A 16,106-nucleotide genomic window follows, 5' to 3' on the forward strand; every position below is an offset into this window, starting at 1 on the left:
ACAAGCCTATATGAAATACTATGCATAAAAGGAGGATATTATCACCTGCTATATTTATTTATTAGACAAATAATCACGTGCCACCATAGCTCCAATTATAGTTTTGCTATCAATTATTTCTCCCTTATCAATCATATCTATTAAATCTTCAAGTTTAACTTTTACGAGTTCTATATACTCATCTTTTTCTGGTTCTGCCTGGCCTTCGATCAATTCATTAGCCAAAAATAAATAAATTTTTTCATTTGAAAATCCAGGCGATGTATAAAATTCTAGCAAATATTCAAGTTTATTTGAAGTATAACCTGTCTCTTCTTTTAACTCCCTTATAGCAGTTTCCTTAGGTTCTTCTCCAATTTCTAATTTCCCAGCAGGAATTTCCAGCAATTCTCTCTCGACAGCTTTTCTATACTGTTTTACAAGTACAATCTCATTTTGATTAGTTAATGCTACTATTGCAACTGCTCCTGGATGTTCTACAATTTCTCTTTTGGAATACTTTTTATCTGGTAATTCTACTGTATCTATTCGTAAATTCAACATCTTGCCCTCATATATTTTTTCGGTTTTCATGGTTTTCTCTTCAAAGTCCATATTAAACATCCTCCTCCCCATCAAGGTACAAAAAAGTACTTTTAGCAACAGCACCTAAAGTAATAAAATAATCCATATCTTCCTTCAAATCTCTACCCATAGTTGAAACATTTAAATTGAAATAGTCTAATGCCTTAATAATATCACTACCTTCTTCATAAATAATATTATGCTTTTCAAACAAATTTTTAGCTATTAACTGTTCTCGAATCAAATTATCTTTGTCTTTAGTTAAATATGGGATTACTAATTTACCTTTAGTATTACAAGCTTTAGACAGAGATGTTAGTGTGTGATGACTTATTCCTCTATGCCTCTCTCTATCGTCTTTAAAACTAATTCTAGGAGCTATAAAAGGTGTTCCTCCAAGATTATTTACAGCATCTATTATATAGCCTTGTTCAATACCGCTAAATCCATATTTAGTACCAGTACCTGCAATTCCTGGTCCCATTGTAATTATAGTTACGTCACTGTTTAATATTTTTTTAGCAGCAATAAGCCCAGAATATATATTTACACATTCAATATCTCCACCAAAAGCATTTCCGATAGTTATAGTACTATCTATAATTTCCTTATTTTTTAAAGATTTGACGGTATTGCTAAATTGTATTGGTAATGCTCCTCCATCAGTCATTATATAATTTATTTTCAGTGAAGGTTTAAACCACTTAAGCATACTTGCAAGAGGAGCTAACATACTATGCAATGTCCCTACAATAAAAACACTTCCATTTAAGCCAGTAAATTCATTAAACAATTCATGATAAGGACTGTCTTCCTCTTCCGCTGTCAAACATTTTAGCTGAAATGGGGTATATCTAAGTTTCATTATATGACCTTTGCCTTCAAGTTCTTTATCTTTATTGCTATAATTGAAGATAACAAAATGATATCCCCCAGTTCCCAAAGACAATTCTACTGCAGTTGTATTTAATATCAACTCATCTCCAATATCTACAGGACCAGTTAAATCATTATAATTGATAGCTTTAGATAAATCGCCATCTATATTTACTTCAACCCAAGTAGTATTTTCATCTTCTCTTAAAATACTATTAACAATTCCTTTTCTATAGCTAATCAGCTTAAAAACCTCCTATCTTCCCAAATTATCAATATATCTTAAAAACTTATTTTTTTCAATTATCTTTGAAAATGAAACAAACTCTGAAAGCATCTGAACTGCAATTAAAACGACTAAATAAATTATCTTTATTTTTAAATCATGAGTAATTGCACAATAAGCACCTAAAGTTATTCCTAGAGAATTTGAACCTACATCACCCATCATAGCATTGGCTTTTAAATCTATAGGTAAATACCTAAACAATATGCCGAAAAAAGAAAATAACAAAATGCTCAAATCATCGCACCAAGAAGTAATCAATAGAATTATGGAAACAAGTATAAATACCTTGGAAGCCCTTCCTGGTCTCAAATCGAAGAGATTTATAAGATTGGTAAACAACGAAATAAGCAATGTGTTTATTATTGTTTCTATTATACTATTAGAAATATAAAGAGAAATTATTAAAGCAACTAAAAATCCTACACTTGCTTTAAGTCCTCCTGTAGTTAATTTACCCTTTAATAGAGATTTTATATGTCCTTTAAATCCTTTAACATTTTTATCTCCCACCAAATCATCTAAAAGTCCAACTAGACCAACAAGAATAAATGCAACCAAGTAAATCAACACATAATGCCTCAAATCTTCTGCTATAAACAAATTCATTAAGCTTAAAGTGATAGTCTGTACAATAATAAATAACAAACCCATACTTGAAGGTATCTCTTCATTTTTATAATTAATACATAAACAATTATTATCTTTTAGCATATTTAACAAAAATGGTATCCCTATAATACTAAGTATCATGCTAATAAAAAAACTCAAAATACTAATTTTATAAACTTCCATAAACTCACCTTCTAAAAAACAATACTATAAGCGTACCTAAAATGTCAAAAAACTGTTTACCTCTATGAACAAAGTCTTTAAATGTTCTTCCCGTTTCTCTATGTCTCATATTTACTTCCACTTCTTTAATAGAAAACCCATTTCTTAAGGCTCCCACAGTCATGGCAACCTCTATGCCATATCTATCAGGAATATAGTGGATGCTATTTATAACATCTTTTTTATATACTCTTTGTCCAGAAAGTGTAGTATCCAATTTTTCACCTGTATACATATATACACCATTTTTTGCTAAATCCTTTACAAATCCAAAACCACCTTTTTTTAATGCTTTAGGAAATTTGGCAATAGTTATATCTGCTTCATTATTAATTACAGGATATATGAGTTTTCCAATTTCAACGCTAGTTTTGCCTAAATCCCCATCTACTAAAACTAAATAATCAAATTCAATTTCACTTATCGCTTTTTTAATAGCATATCCCTTGCCTTTATTTTTGTCTAGTTTTATAATGCCTATATCTAATTTATCTAATACTTCTAAAGTATTGTCAGTAGAACCATCATCTACTACTATCAATTCATCAATAATATCTATTTCTTTTAATTTTTCTATTGTATCTAATATTGTATCTTCTTCATTGTATACAGGTATTACAGCTACAACTCTTCCACTATAATTCATATTATCTCTCCTCACTCTAAAATGGCTTCACTTGGATTGGGAATTAAACTTTCTGCACTAGGCTTTACACCGTAATATCCTGGTCTACCTTCCATAGCCATAATTAAAGCAACCTTTCCAATGACAGTATCCACATTATCTACAGTAGATATTCTATAGTTTTTATACTCACTAATATAAGAAAAATTAACTTTAGTTTTTTCTATCCCAATAATAGGTGTTTCTAATTTTTTGCTGACCTCTACTATCTTTCTATCTAAATAATTTATTCTATCAAAATCTTCTTTTTCACTTCCACCTGCTATGACAATATAATCCACAGGTTCGTCTGCATTACCAACTATATTTATTAATCCGTATTCTCTATATAATTGTATAATGTCTTCATTATCTCCAGATATAATTGCATTAGTTAAATCCTCTACACCTTTATCAATTATACTTTCTTTTATTTCTACATTTTTTTCTCCATTTAAATATATTTCTTTTAATAATTCTTCATTTAAAAACTTGTCCTTTATTGTCACAATACTAACCACATCTGCCCCAGCCATACCTAGGGTTTTGCCTATTCCTGAATAAATATATTCATCATTAGTTTCAATTATAGCTACTTTTAGACCTGATAACCTGTTCTTTATGATTTCAGGATAAATCACTTCACTAAAATTTGCATACTGAGAATTTTCCAATTCTAAAGTATCCACTTCACCTTTTAAATTTTGATTTTCCTCTTTTAAATAGTCAAATTTTTCTTCTAACTTTGTGACCAAATCATCTCTTTGATCCACTATAACTTCATTTGCATCCAATGAAAATCCAATATAAATTCCTATAGCTAATGCCAAAAATATTGAAACAATAGATATCACATAAAATTTCATATTAGGAATCAAAATATCGCCTCCTATACTCCAAACATTATTTTAAGTCTTATCTTGATAAGTTGCATTAATTCTTTCATAGGAGGAAACATCATCGTAATAACTATGATTGGAATTAACGCGGCAATGCCAAGCCCTATTACATGTCTCAATTTCAAATGACTTTTATAAAGCTTATTGACTCCTTTTGCATCTACCAATTTAGAGCCAACTTTTAATCTAACTAAAAAAGTACTTGCCATCCCATTTCTACCTTTTTCTAAAAAATCTATCATATTGTTATGAGTCCCTACGGCAACGATTAAATCAGCATTATTAGCATAAGCAAGCAGTAATGCTATATCCTCGCTGGTACCTGGAGAAGGAAAAATAACAGCATTTAAACCCAATTTTTCTACTCTTTCAAGTCCAGGCGCTTCTCCATTCGTGTACGCATGAACTACTATTTCTTTACTCATTTTCAAGCATCTATCACTAATGCTATCCATATCTCCAATGACCATATCTGGGATATAGCCAAATTCTAAAAGTGCATCCCCTCCACCATCAACTCCAATTAAAACTGGATGTACTTCATGTATATAAGCTTGAACTGTTTCCAAATCTCTCTTATAGTCTTTTCCCCTAACTACCACCAATACATGTCTATTGTTCATCTTGGTTTTAACTTTAGGAATTGGAACTTTTCCAGTCACAAGTCCCTTCTCTTTTTTTGCATATTCTAAAGTATTTTCAATAAATCTATCTAATTCTTTTTCAAAGTTTTCATATCCAATTCCTAGTAAATACTCAATTTTTTTGCTGTCGAGTAATTCACATTTACATATAACTTCCCCATCCTTAATTATTGCATCGTCAGATATTTCTATTGTTTCCCCTTCTTTGATTGATTCAAATAAATCAGTATCACAAACTTCAAAAATTGGAACACCGGCTTCCACTAAAATAGAAGGCCCTTGATTTGGATATCGTCCACTTATAGTTTTTTCAGTATTTATTATACACTTAATTTTTGACTCAACTAGCGAATTAGCTGCAATTTCATCTAAATCTTTATGTGAAATTAAGGCTATATCCCCTGGCTTTAACCTTTTAATGAGGTTTTTCGTTCGTTTATCTTTTTTAACTTTGCCTTTTAAATACATCTTAATCCTCCAAATCTATTATTTATATAGTATTTCCCTATATAAATAAATAATCCAATTTGACTATATAATCTTTCTATTTTATTATAGCATAAAAATATAGTCTCATGAATAGTAACTATTCATGAGACTATATTTTACATTTTATTTTCTGCCATTTCCTGTTCTAATCTTAATTTATCAGCTACCATCGCAATAAATTCTGAATTGGTGGGCTTCCCTTTGCCAGTATGAACAGTGTAGCCAAATATGCTATTAATAGTTTCAACCTTTCCTCTACTCCAAGCTACTTCTATAGCATGTCTAATAGCTCTTTCTACTCTGCTTGGTGTAGTGTTATATTTTTCTGCTATAGATGGATATAATTCTTTTGTCACTGCACCAAGCAACTCAACATTTTCTACAACCATTGTAATAGCTTCTCGTAAATATAAATATCCTTTTATATGAGCTGGAACACCAATTTCATGAATAATATTAGTTATTTTAGCTTCCATGTTCATACTACTGTCAATAGCTTTTACAGTTTCTTTTGGAATGTCTATATATTTTTTAGAATAGCTCTTCTTAGTAGGAATGTCCGAAATTTCCCTTAGTCTTTTAATAAAAATATCAAAATCAAAAGGTTTAACTACATAATAATCAGCTCCTAGTTCTATAGCTTTTTGAGTAACTCTATCTTGTCCTACAGCTGACAACACTACAATTTTGGGATACTTATCCAATCTCATAGTATTTATACGTTCTAATACCCCTAATCCATCTAAATGTGGCATAATAATATCTAATATCAAAACATCTGGTTTTATTTCTGGTATCATGTCTAGTGCTTCTAACCCATCCTTTGCAAATCCTAAAACTTCAAAATCCTCTTGTTTTTCTAGATATTCATTTAAAATATCACAAAATTCTTTGTTGTCATCTGCAACGAGTATTTTAATTTTCTCCAAAATAATTACCCCCCTGTATGTATTCTATAGTATACTTTTATTTATTCGACAAAGAATTTTTATTTCCTTCTAGTTTTCCATTTTTTATCTACATTTTTGAAAAAAGATAGGTTTTAATAAATTAAAACCTATCTTTTTTTGTTTGTGCAAATTCACTTTTTGTTTTGTAATTAAAATCTGCCTGTTCCAGCATCCAATCTATATATATTCCATACCCTTTTGTAGGATCATTGACAAATACATGGGTTACAGCCCCTATTAATTTTCCATCTTGTATTATAGGACTTCCACTCATTCCTTGGACAATGCCACCGGTTTTTTGCAATAATTTTTTATCTGTGATTCTTATTATCATACTTTTTTGTTCTGGAAAAGGTTGATTTTGTGCTTTAACTATTTCAATTTCATATTTTTGTACTTTATTATCATTAATAGTAGTTAAAATATAAGCCTTCCCCTCTTTAACTTCTTCTTGGAATCCCACAGGTAGAGGCTTTGATTTGTTATTATCTAAATTCTTTTTATATAGTTTCCCATATATTCCAAACTCAGTATTACTTGTTATATCTCCTAAGGCATCCTGAGTCTCATAAAAGGCTCCTTTTATCTCTCCAGGACTTCCTTTACTTCCTTGTTCAATTTCAGATATTCTTGCACTCATTATTTTACCATTTTCTATTTTTAACAATTCCCCTGTATCTATATCTGTAATCCCATGACCTAGAGCTCCAAAAATTCCTGTATTCTCATCATAAAAAGTTAAAGTACCTATACCAGCTGTTTTATCTCTCACCCATATACCCAATCTATAACAGTTATCCTGAACACTCTTTCTTGGTCTTACCTGAGTAGTAAATTGAACATTATTTCTTTCAATAACTATATCTATAGTTTCCTTTTTTATACTATTTAAAAGTTCTACAACATGTTCTGCATCTTTTACTTTTTCTCCATCAATCTCCAATATACTGTCTCCGACTTTTATTCCTCCATCCTTGGCAGGATTATATCTTTTGCCATCAACTCCTATAACATCTGTTACTGCTACTACTAAAACCCCTCTAGTATTCAATCTAACGCCAATAGAATTTCCTCCAGGCGTCAAATAGACTCTTTCTAATACATTTACTTCAATATCCCTTACAGGAATTATTCCAAGCAATTTAAGCTGCATTTTTGCTATGCCAGATTGAATGGTATTAAATTCATAAGACTTTTTTAACGACAAGGTATTTTTGCTACAAGGTCCACAATTTACAATGTTATTATCTTGCAAAATCTTTACTGTAAAAGGGAAAAATACATCAAAAGCTTTTTTATCTCCTTTCACAATATTAATTCTGTCAGGATAATAATTAAAAAAACAAAATTGAAACAAATAAAAAGCAATCACAATCATCAAGATTATAGATAACTGTTGTTTATATCTTGAATACTTTTGCAAGTAATATCACTCTCCCAATTTTCCCCTTTTTCATACTCACCTCCAAAAAATATTATTTGCAAATATAATTTAGCCTTTTTCTCGCATATTTATTCTCAGTAATTATTAATGATTATGTAAAGTAAAATAAATTTTGCCTTTATAATGAAAAAACACTTTATACTTAAGTATAAAGTGTTTTAACCATTTTTTATTTTTGTAGCCAAATCCAACATTTCTTTGGCATGCATTTTAGTTGTATCTGTCAAGTTAACACCTCCAAGAAGTCTTGACAATTCTTCGATTCTTTCTTCAAAAGATAATTTCTTTATTTGAGTAACAGTTCTACTGCCATGTATATTTTTGTAAATTGAAAAATGAGTATCAGCCAATGCAGCTATTTGAGGCAAATGTGAAACACAAATAATTTGATGTTCTTTTGAAATATTGACAATCTTTTCCCCAACAACTTGAGCAGTTCTACCACTAATCCCTGTATCAATTTCATCAAAAATAAGACATGGTATCTTATCATATTCTGCAAGTATAGATTTAAAAGCTAACATTATCCTAGACATTTCTCCTCCAGATACTATCTTGGACAATGGCTTTAAATCTTCTCCTGGATTTGTTGATATCAAAAATTCTACATTATCAAAACCTTCCGGTGTAAAATGATTGTATTTTTTAAAGCTCACTTTAAATAATACATTGCTCATATTAAGTTGTTTCAATTCTCCTGAAAGAGATTCTTCAAGAATTGATGCTATTTCTTTTCTTTTATTAGATAATTCTTCACATTTAACCTCTAACATTTTTTCTATATTCTCTATTTCATTTTTAATTTGACTGATTTCTTTTTCATTATTCAACAATATCTGAAATTTTTCATATATACCATTTCTATATGCAATTATTTCATCAATATTGTTTCCATACTTCTTTTTTAATTTATTTATAGTATCCAATCTTTCTTCTAAAAAAACCAATCTTTCTTCATCTACAGCAATATTATCTAAATAATATCTTAAATCTCCAGATAAATCCTGCAACTCAAAACCTATATTTGTAAAACTTTCATAATATTTTTTTATTTCAATGTCAAAGTTTTTAATTCCACCAATTAATGAAATAACTTTATTTATAGCATCAATTATAGAAAATCCTTCATATTCTTTGGATTGAAGAATATTTAATGCTTCACTGATATTTAACTCTATTTCTTTTATATTTGACAATTTGTCATATTCTTTTGCAATTTCTTCCTCTTCTTCTTTTGATAGCTTAGCATTGTCAATCTCTTCTATTTGATATTTTAACAAATCAATTTCTCTGTCTTTTTCTATTTCATCCATGGACAAATCTTTTAACTTTTTTCTTTGAAATACAAGTTCATTATAATATATATATATATCTTCCTTTAAAGTCCTAAAATTATCATCTCCAAAAGAATCAATGATATGTATATGATTTTCTGAATTTAATAAAGATTGATGTTCGTGTTGCCCATGTATATCAATTAAATATTTCGTCACATTGTTAAGCATTCCAAGAGTTACTGTTCTGCCATTTATTCTCGATATGCTTCTGCCAGTTGAATATATCTCCCTAGTAATTAATAGATAGTCATTTTTTTCATTTTCTATGCCGTATTCATCTAAAATTTTATTAATTTCACTAGATTTTTCCAAATAAAAAAGGCCTTCTAATATAGCCTTGTCACATCCCGTACGAATCAAATCTTTGTTTGCTCTTCCGCCTAAAATCATACCAATGGCATCTACTATTACTGATTTTCCAGCCCCTGTTTCTCCAGTCAATACATTGAAACCTTTTGAAAAATTTATATGCAATTTTTCAGCGACAGCAAAGTTTTCAATATTTAACTCAACAAGCATATTAATACCCCCGTTTAATTGAGTAATTTTTGAAAAGACTTAATTACAGTATCAATATTTTCTATATCACCAATAGCTACAAAAATTGTATCATCACCAGCTATGGTACCTACAATTCCTTCAATTTTTAAAACATCTATAGCAGAAGCACATATTTGAGCAGCGCCAGGTAATGTTTTTATAACTAAAATATGGCCTGCCACATCAAAATTCACTATTGAACTTTTAAATATTTTTATCAATCTATCTGTAGTACCTTCCACATTGTCATCAATAACCGCATATTTATATTTTCCACTATTAGTTAAAACTTTAACCAATCTCAATTCTTTTATGTCTCTTGAAATTGTAGCTTGAGTAATATCAATACCAGACTTTTTTAAATAATCGGCCAATTCTTCCTGAGTTTCTATCTCGTATTTTTCTATTAATTCCAATATTTTTCTTTGTCTAGCATACTTCTTCATAATTCCCTCCTTTGATCTGAATAGCTTTCACAAAATTATAACATTGTGTGTGAATTAGAAACAACTTCTTCAATTAATTTTTCAATGTTTTTTTTATCACTATTGCTATACTTTTTTAAGTGAAACAGATATTCTATATTTCCTGTACCACCTTTTATAGGTGAATAAGTAATATCTTTAACAAAAAGGCCTGTATTTAAGCAAAATCTATAAATATCTAAAAGTACTTCTTTATGCACTCTTTGATCCTTTATTATTCCTTTTTTGCCAACCTTCTCTCTTCCAGCTTCAAACTGAGGCTTAACCAATGAAACTATTTCGCCATCGTCTGAAATCAATTCCATAGCCACTGGCAAAACCAGTTTTAACGATATAAAAGAAACATCAATTGAAGCAAAATCAGCTAATTCTCCAATATCTTCCTTAGTTACATATCTTATATTAGTTCTTTCCTTTAATACAACTCTTTTATCCTGTCTTAGCGTCCAATCTATTTGACCATATCCTACATCAATAGCATACACTTTTTTGACCCCATTTTTAATCATACAATCTGTAAAACCACCTGTAGAAGCCCCTATATCTAATGCAACTTTGTCCTTTAAATCTAATTTAAAATATTCTATTGCCTTTTCCAATTTAAGTCCACCTCTACTCACATAGGGAATTGAATTGCCCTTTATGACAATAGAGCTATCTACATCTACTTTTTCACCAGGTTTATCGATACGCTTATCATCAACAAATACTATACCTTCCATAATGAGTCTCTTACCTTTTTCTCTTGATTCAACTAAATTTTTTTCTACAAGAAGTATATCTATTCTTTCTTTACTCATACAATCTCTCCTAAGTATTATCTAATTCCTTTTTTCTTTTTTTTCCTCATGTAAAATATTGATCTTAAAAGTATTTTCTATAAATTTAAGCATCTTAGATATTTGAAAAATGATTTTTTCAGAATTGTCCATTGCTATTCCCTTACCTATAGCCTTACCTCCAACAGTAAAAGAAGCAATTAAAGCTGTAACTATGATACTCAACATCGTGCCACTTTTAAAATCGTATCGCTCAATTAGTTTATAGATAATTGTCGTTCCAGCTGCACCACTAATAATTCCACAAATATCTCCAATAACATCATTACAAAAATTTGAAACTTGTCCAGCATTCCTGATTAATTTAACCGCATATTTAGCTTCTTCAACTTTGTTTGCTGCCATAGCATGAAAAGGTTTCTCATCAGAAGCAGTAACGGCAATACCTATAATATCAAATATAATCCCTATTAATATTATAACTATTAATATTAAAAAAGCTGCTAATATATCAAGATTGGCCATTAAATTTTCTGTAATTAAACTAAAAAAAACTGCCATTAGAAAAGTCCAAAATATTGTAACAACAATCCACCTTTTATTCCGCTTTCGCGGAATGCTGTCATCATCTTTCTTTTTCATCTACTACTAACCCTCCAATTCATAATAGAACAAAAGCTGATAGCAAATGCTATCAGCCCACACGAGTGGCGATATGTTAAGTAAATCTTACGGCTTAAGGTCTAGCAGGATTTCCCAGACAGCAACTGAATGTCGCCATATCAGCGGTTTCCCTTTAATACTGTCTCTACTCTGTCGCCAAAAGTAAAACTAGATTACCACTTAGTCCGCACTGTAATCCTTAACACATCTCCCTTGGTAGAACAGTCTAGGAGTTTTCCTCAACAGCCATTCTATTCCTTAGCCTCTTTTGCAAAATAGGTTTCGACAACAAAATTTTATTTTCTTCGGGCCCTTCCGAAAATAAAACCGAACTTGTCATCTGCCTATTTCACTCAAGGCAGGCTACTCTGCATGTAATAATTAGTTACATAGCAGGTTTATCTTGTCATATTGCCAAAATGACAAGTCTCCACGAAGGTAGGGTCAACGCCCACATGCCATTGTGGATCGCCCCATCCTTCTTACTCCCAGAAATAGCCCCCAACTGGGCGTCGAAAGCCAAAACCAGGAACTTCATCGATATGCCCTTTGACGGATTTTTAGCCCCGCCTTCAGAAATAGTTGCGCTGACTAGAATACTGTGCCACTCTAAGCCAAACCTATTATAGCATAAATTTTTATGAATTTCAATTTCAAAAACATATTATTTATTCCTATAAATTAGACATTTTGCAAATTCTGCCAAGAACATAGTATCCCTATTTTCAAATATTTTTAAAGCTTCTTGTGCACCTTCACTCAATCTTTTTACTTCTTTTTCAGCTTTATCTAAAGAATGATAAGTTAAATAAGTAGTTTTATTTATTTCTTCATCACTATCCTTATCCAAGATATCATCTCTGATTTGAAATGCAATACCAATAGAATTGCCATATTGCCTCAAAGCCTCTATCTCAGTTGCACTTCCACCGCCTATAATTCCTCCAGATACAGTAGATGCCTCAATAAGAGCTGCAGTCTTGCATTCATACATGAATTGTAGTTCTGTTTTATTTATACCCTTTTTATCAGACAAAATATCAACAACCTGACCACCAATCATTCCATCCACACCTGCAGCATTAGATATCTCCTTAAAAGCTTTAATATATCTGTAAAAGCTTTCCTTGTCATTGGATTTACTTAAAATATATTCAATCATTGTTTCATAGGCTAAATTTAAAAGTCCATCGCCTGCCAAAATTGCAATAGCTTCCCCAAACACTTTGTGATTAGTTGGATTTCCCCTTCTAAAATCATCATTGTCCATAGCTGGTAAATCATCATGTATGAGCGAATATGTATGTATCATTTCCATAGCCAATGCAAAAGGTATGGCCTCTTCATAGCTTCCATTTATCAATTGACAACTTTTTAAAAGCAATATAGGCCTTATTCTTTTACCACCTGTAAAAAGGCTATATTTCATAGCTTCAAATATCTTCTCCTGATATCCTGACTTGCCTATAAACAGACTATTTAATTCCTCATCTATAACTGATTGTATTTCTAAAATTTCTTCTGTTAAGTTCATCAATTAACCCTCCATTTGAAAACTTTCTTCTATTTCCACCCCTTTTTCATCTTTTAATATTATTTTAATTTCTCCTTCAACTTCGGTCAATCTTTTAGACAAGTATTGGTACAATTCGATACCGTTTTTAAAATAATTAAAAGCTTCTTCTAGAGATAAGTCTTCATTTTCAAGTTTATCAATTATTTCTTCAAGTTCCTTTACTCCTTCTTCATAAGGAATATTATTTAAATCCATCCTCAAACTCCCCTTTATTAATTTTTACCACTTTTCCTTCAATCATACCATTTTTTAATATTATAGTAAATTTATCATCAATTTTTAGATTATCCACCGTTTTAATAACTTCCCCATCTTGATCCAATAAAATTGAATATCCTCTATTTAGAGATGACAATGGACTAAGTAAATTCAATTTATCTCCTAGCTTTTCAATTTCTCTATAATAAGTTTCTATCTTCATATTAAAATTTTTATTTAAGTCTTTAAATAAACTATCTATATACTGCCTATTTTGATTTAATTTAGTCTCAGGATTGTTATAATCTAATTTGTTTTTATAATATTCCAATTCTCTAGATTTGTATTCTTTAAAAGCTAAAATGCTGTTAATCAATTTATTGTAATCATCATTTAGACTACATTTCAAACTATCTACTTCTGGCACTGCCAATTCAGCTGCAGCTGATGGAGTCGGAGCTCTTAAATCAGCCACAAAATCCGCAATAGTAAAATCTGTTTCATGACCTACAGCAGATATAATTGGTTTTTTTAGACTATATATTGTTCTTGCAAGAGATTCATCATTGAAAGCATATAATTCTTCAATAGAACCCCCACCTCTACCTGTAATGATAAGGTCTATATCCTCTCTATTATCAAAATAACTTAAACCTTCGATGATTTCTTTTGGTGCCCCTTCTCCTTGAACCAAAACTGGATATACTATTAAATCAGCTATAGGAAACCTTCTATTTATGACATTAATTATATCTCTAATAGCTGCGCCAGTAGATGAAGTAACAACTCCAATTTTTTGAGGAAATCTAGGAATACTTTTTTTATGAGCTTCATCAAAAAGTCCTTCTAATTCCAATTTATTTTTTAATTTATTAAAAGCTATATACAAATCTCCTAGACCAGATTCCCTAATGTTTTTTACATAAAACTGATAATCTCCATCTCTTTCAAAAACTGATATATATCCTGAAGCAATAACTTTCATGCCATCCTTTAAATTTATGTCAACACACTGGTTGTCATTTTTAAACATCACACATCTTATTCTACTTTTTTCATCTTTCAATGAAAAATACATATGACCACTATAATGATGCTTAAAATTAGAAATTTCTCCTTCCACACATAGATTGGTTAAGATAAAATCGCTAGCTAATACCCTTTTTATGTATTGATTTACTTCACTCACCTTTAAAGGTTTACCAGACATACTAAAACCCCCATATATGACCAGCTTTATTTTTGCTTAAATAAGATACTCCTATAGCATTGTCCGAACAAAATGGCCTTTCTGGAACATATATATTTATATCGTGAATATATAAATTGTTCTTAAGATTTTCTCTTATAAATAAATTAGAAGCCACTCCACCTACTAACAGTACATCATTTACATCATTTTTTCTACATCCATATAAAATTATTTTTTCTAAACTTAAATAAATTGTATAGAACAAGGTTCTAATTATGTCCTTTTTTTTATATTTCCCACTATCAATTAATCTAGCAAAAAAATTCTCATATCCAGAAAAATTGGCCCAAGTATCCTTTATTTTCAGTGATAATCTTTCATCAACAATATTGCCACTCTGAGATATATTATCCATCTCCTTGCCGCACGGAAACTCAAAATCCAATTTCACACCAATTCTATCAACAAGCTGTCCTATGCTTATATCTAAAGTTCCACCTACTATATCTATATTCAAATTAGTCTTATTGTTGTCTACAAGGAGCAATTCTGTAGTTCCTCCTGATATGTGAAATGCTAAAAATCGGTCTACTTTCTCAAGTTGAGAATTCATCATACCCGCTCCAATATGCCCTTCTTGATGGCTAAATTCTTTGAAAGGCACATCTAAAATTTTAGATATAATATATGCCTGTCCTTTACCCACTGTAAAAACAGGCATATACGATCCTTCCTTATCTCTTGGTTTTCCACTAGTAGATACAGATACTATCCTTCTAGTTTCAATTGATTTAGTCATTTCATCCAAAATCAAAGGTAAATTCTTTATGTGTTGAAAAACTGCTTCCTGCTGTCTTAAGCCCTTTTTATTTTTTTCTACTTCTAAAATCTTTCTTAAGTCAAATATAATATCATTGTTTTCATCAATAACTGCAACAGAAGTAGTATATGCACTTGTATCAATTCCCAAATAATAGTTATTCATCATTGCTCATCTCTGTACGTACAAAACTACCCAATACACCATTGACAAATTTTGCCGACTCTTCTGTACTATATTTCTTACATATTTCTATAGCTTCATTTATACAAACTTCTATCGGAATATCTTCTCTAAATTTAAGTTCATATATTGCTATTCTTAAAACAGATAAATCAACTTTTGCCAATCTATATATCTTCCATCCCTTTATATGCTTTCCTATGATTGCATCAATTTTTCCCAGATTATTCGTGATTGTTCCCACTGCATGATTTATATATTGAGTTTCATCATCTGTAAATTCGTGTTCAACTATGTATGTGTTCATGCTATCATCAGAATAATCCTTATTGATTTCCATTTGAAATAATATTTTCATGGTTTCTTCTCTTGCTACTTTTCTACTCATATCTTTCCTCCTTGAATATAAGCTAATATTAATTTGTTAATCTAAATTTATTTTTCCCTACCTGGAGGAAGTATTCTATCCAATATTTCCCTGAAATCTTCTTGATTGTCTTTTTTCTTTCCTAAATAAAAGCCGAACCACGTACATAAAACTATAAATAGAGTCCTAAAAAAGCCAATAGTTAATACAAGTATAGCAATGACAAACCCTATGATCGTGCCAATGGTTTTTCCCTTATTTTCTTCCAATATTTGAATAAATTCTAAAAATTTCTCCTTAGCCACCTTCAAAACAC

At 30.2% G+C, this 16,106-nt stretch carries 18 protein-coding genes; all 18 read right to left on the bottom strand.

Annotated features, from left to right (window positions below; translation table 11 throughout):
* Positions 1 to 54 precede the first annotated feature (54 nt).
* The 18 genes from BUA21_RS08685 to BUA21_RS08770 all read right to left on the bottom strand — a co-directional run bounded on the left by BUA21_RS08685 (position 55) and on the right by BUA21_RS08770 (position 16,095).
* Entirely contained in the window at positions 55 to 594 is a 540-nt protein-coding gene (locus BUA21_RS08685; RefSeq protein WP_072744430.1) for an NUDIX hydrolase, read from the bottom strand.
* A 1-nt stretch (position 595) separates the two neighbouring features.
* Positions 596 to 1,684, bottom strand: a complete 1,089-nt coding sequence (locus BUA21_RS08690; protein ID WP_072744431.1) for a DUF3866 family protein — start codon at positions 1,682 to 1,684, stop codon at positions 596 to 598.
* Positions 1,685 to 1,696: 12 nt separating this feature from the next.
* Positions 1,697 to 2,521 (bottom strand): MraY family glycosyltransferase, encoded by an 825-nt coding sequence (locus BUA21_RS08695; protein WP_072744432.1) that lies wholly within the window; start codon positions 2,519 to 2,521, stop codon positions 1,697 to 1,699.
* Positions 2,522 to 2,525: 4 nt separating this feature from the next.
* The gene (locus BUA21_RS08700; RefSeq protein ID WP_072744433.1) at positions 2,526 to 3,206 is read right to left on the bottom strand and encodes a glycosyltransferase family 2 protein; all 681 of its coding nucleotides are present in this window, start codon (positions 3,204 to 3,206) and stop codon (positions 2,526 to 2,528) included.
* An 11-nt stretch (positions 3,207 to 3,217) separates the two neighbouring features.
* Positions 3,218 to 4,102 carry a copper transporter gene (locus BUA21_RS08705; protein ID WP_084604215.1) on the bottom strand — a complete coding sequence of 295 codons (885 nt, stop codon included), beginning with the start codon at positions 4,100 to 4,102 and terminating at the stop codon, positions 3,218 to 3,220.
* Between the two features lie 11 nt (positions 4,103 to 4,113).
* On the bottom strand, positions 4,114 to 5,235 hold the full coding sequence (gene steA / locus BUA21_RS08710) for a putative cytokinetic ring protein SteA (RefSeq protein WP_072744434.1): 1,122 nt from the start codon (positions 5,233 to 5,235) through the stop codon (positions 4,114 to 4,116).
* Between the two features lie 137 nt (positions 5,236 to 5,372).
* Positions 5,373 to 6,185 carry a sporulation transcription factor Spo0A gene (spo0A, locus tag BUA21_RS08715; RefSeq protein ID WP_072744435.1) on the bottom strand — a complete coding sequence of 271 codons (813 nt, stop codon included), beginning with the start codon at positions 6,183 to 6,185 and terminating at the stop codon, positions 5,373 to 5,375.
* A 121-nt stretch (positions 6,186 to 6,306) separates the two neighbouring features.
* Positions 6,307 to 7,629 carry a SpoIVB peptidase gene (spoIVB, locus tag BUA21_RS08720; protein ID WP_072744436.1) on the bottom strand — a complete coding sequence of 441 codons (1,323 nt, stop codon included), beginning with the start codon at positions 7,627 to 7,629 and terminating at the stop codon, positions 6,307 to 6,309.
* Between the two features lie 179 nt (positions 7,630 to 7,808).
* The gene (gene recN, locus BUA21_RS08725) at positions 7,809 to 9,506 is read right to left on the bottom strand and encodes a DNA repair protein RecN (protein WP_072744437.1); all 1,698 of its coding nucleotides are present in this window, start codon (positions 9,504 to 9,506) and stop codon (positions 7,809 to 7,811) included.
* Positions 9,507 to 9,520: 14 nt separating this feature from the next.
* The gene (locus BUA21_RS08730) at positions 9,521 to 9,973 is read right to left on the bottom strand and encodes an arginine repressor (RefSeq protein ID WP_072744438.1); all 453 of its coding nucleotides are present in this window, start codon (positions 9,971 to 9,973) and stop codon (positions 9,521 to 9,523) included.
* Between the two features lie 35 nt (positions 9,974 to 10,008).
* Positions 10,009 to 10,812: a TlyA family RNA methyltransferase gene (locus BUA21_RS08735; RefSeq protein ID WP_072744439.1), complete on the bottom strand. Its 804-nt coding sequence runs from the start codon at positions 10,810 to 10,812 to the stop codon at positions 10,009 to 10,011.
* A gap of 21 nt (positions 10,813 to 10,833) precedes the next feature.
* Positions 10,834 to 11,433, bottom strand: a complete 600-nt coding sequence (locus BUA21_RS08740) for a CNNM domain-containing protein (protein ID WP_072744440.1) — start codon at positions 11,431 to 11,433, stop codon at positions 10,834 to 10,836.
* A gap of 685 nt (positions 11,434 to 12,118) precedes the next feature.
* Entirely contained in the window at positions 12,119 to 12,988 is an 870-nt protein-coding gene (locus BUA21_RS08745) for a polyprenyl synthetase family protein (RefSeq protein ID WP_072744441.1), read from the bottom strand.
* Positions 12,989 to 12,991: 3 nt separating this feature from the next.
* Positions 12,992 to 13,225 (bottom strand): exodeoxyribonuclease VII small subunit, encoded by a 234-nt coding sequence (xseB, locus tag BUA21_RS08750; RefSeq protein WP_072744442.1) that lies wholly within the window; start codon positions 13,223 to 13,225, stop codon positions 12,992 to 12,994.
* Complete coding sequence (gene xseA, locus BUA21_RS08755) at positions 13,212 to 14,438, bottom strand: exodeoxyribonuclease VII large subunit (protein WP_072744443.1); 1,227 nt, start codon at positions 14,436 to 14,438, stop codon at positions 13,212 to 13,214. The genes xseB and xseA overlap by 14 nt, the downstream gene beginning before the upstream one ends.
* 1 nt (position 14,439) lies before the next feature.
* Positions 14,440 to 15,405, bottom strand: coding sequence for a hypothetical protein (locus BUA21_RS08760; protein WP_072744444.1), 966 nt, complete (start codon positions 15,403 to 15,405; stop codon positions 14,440 to 14,442).
* Positions 15,398 to 15,811, bottom strand: a complete 414-nt coding sequence (nusB, locus tag BUA21_RS08765; protein ID WP_072744445.1) for a transcription antitermination factor NusB — start codon at positions 15,809 to 15,811, stop codon at positions 15,398 to 15,400. The genes BUA21_RS08760 and nusB overlap by 8 nt, the downstream gene beginning before the upstream one ends.
* A gap of 47 nt (positions 15,812 to 15,858) precedes the next feature.
* Entirely contained in the window at positions 15,859 to 16,095 is a 237-nt protein-coding gene (locus BUA21_RS08770; protein WP_084604217.1) for a DUF2273 domain-containing protein, read from the bottom strand.
* Positions 16,096 to 16,106: the final 11 nt, after the last annotated feature.

Source organism: Sporanaerobacter acetigenes DSM 13106 (genome assembly GCF_900130025.1).
Taxonomy (GTDB): Bacteria; Bacillota; Clostridia; order Tissierellales; family Sporanaerobacteraceae; genus Sporanaerobacter; species Sporanaerobacter acetigenes.

Bases quoted from the DNA above. Each gene is read 5' to 3' on its own strand.
- BUA21_RS08695 (WP_072744432.1), bottom strand. From the start codon at position 2,521: ATGGAAGTTTATAAAATTAGTATTTTGAGTTTTTTTATTAGCATGATA.
- BUA21_RS08685 (WP_072744430.1), bottom strand. From the start codon at position 594: ATGGACTTTGAAGAGAAAACCATGAAAACCGAAAAAATATATGAGGGC.
- steA (WP_072744434.1), bottom strand. From the start codon at position 5,235: ATGTATTTAAAAGGCAAAGTTAAAAAAGATAAACGAACGAAAAACCTC.
- BUA21_RS08730 (WP_072744438.1), bottom strand. From the start codon at position 9,973: ATGAAGAAGTATGCTAGACAAAGAAAAATATTGGAATTAATAGAAAAA.
- xseA (WP_072744443.1), bottom strand. From the start codon at position 14,438: ATGTCTGGTAAACCTTTAAAGGTGAGTGAAGTAAATCAATACATAAAA.
- BUA21_RS08735 (WP_072744439.1), bottom strand. From the start codon at position 10,812: ATGAGTAAAGAAAGAATAGATATACTTCTTGTAGAAAAAAATTTAGTT.
- recN (WP_072744437.1), bottom strand. From the start codon at position 9,506: ATGCTTGTTGAGTTAAATATTGAAAACTTTGCTGTCGCTGAAAAATTG.
- BUA21_RS08700 (WP_072744433.1), bottom strand. From the start codon at position 3,206: ATGAATTATAGTGGAAGAGTTGTAGCTGTAATACCTGTATACAATGAA.
- nusB (WP_072744445.1), bottom strand. From the start codon at position 15,811: ATGAGTAGAAAAGTAGCAAGAGAAGAAACCATGAAAATATTATTTCAA.
- xseB (WP_072744442.1), bottom strand. From the start codon at position 13,225: ATGGATTTAAATAATATTCCTTATGAAGAAGGAGTAAAGGAACTTGAA.
- BUA21_RS08740 (WP_072744440.1), bottom strand. From the start codon at position 11,433: ATGAAAAAGAAAGATGATGACAGCATTCCGCGAAAGCGGAATAAAAGG.
- BUA21_RS08760 (WP_072744444.1), bottom strand. From the start codon at position 15,405: ATGAATAACTATTATTTGGGAATTGATACAAGTGCATATACTACTTCT.
- BUA21_RS08745 (WP_072744441.1), bottom strand. From the start codon at position 12,988: ATGAACTTAACAGAAGAAATTTTAGAAATACAATCAGTTATAGATGAG.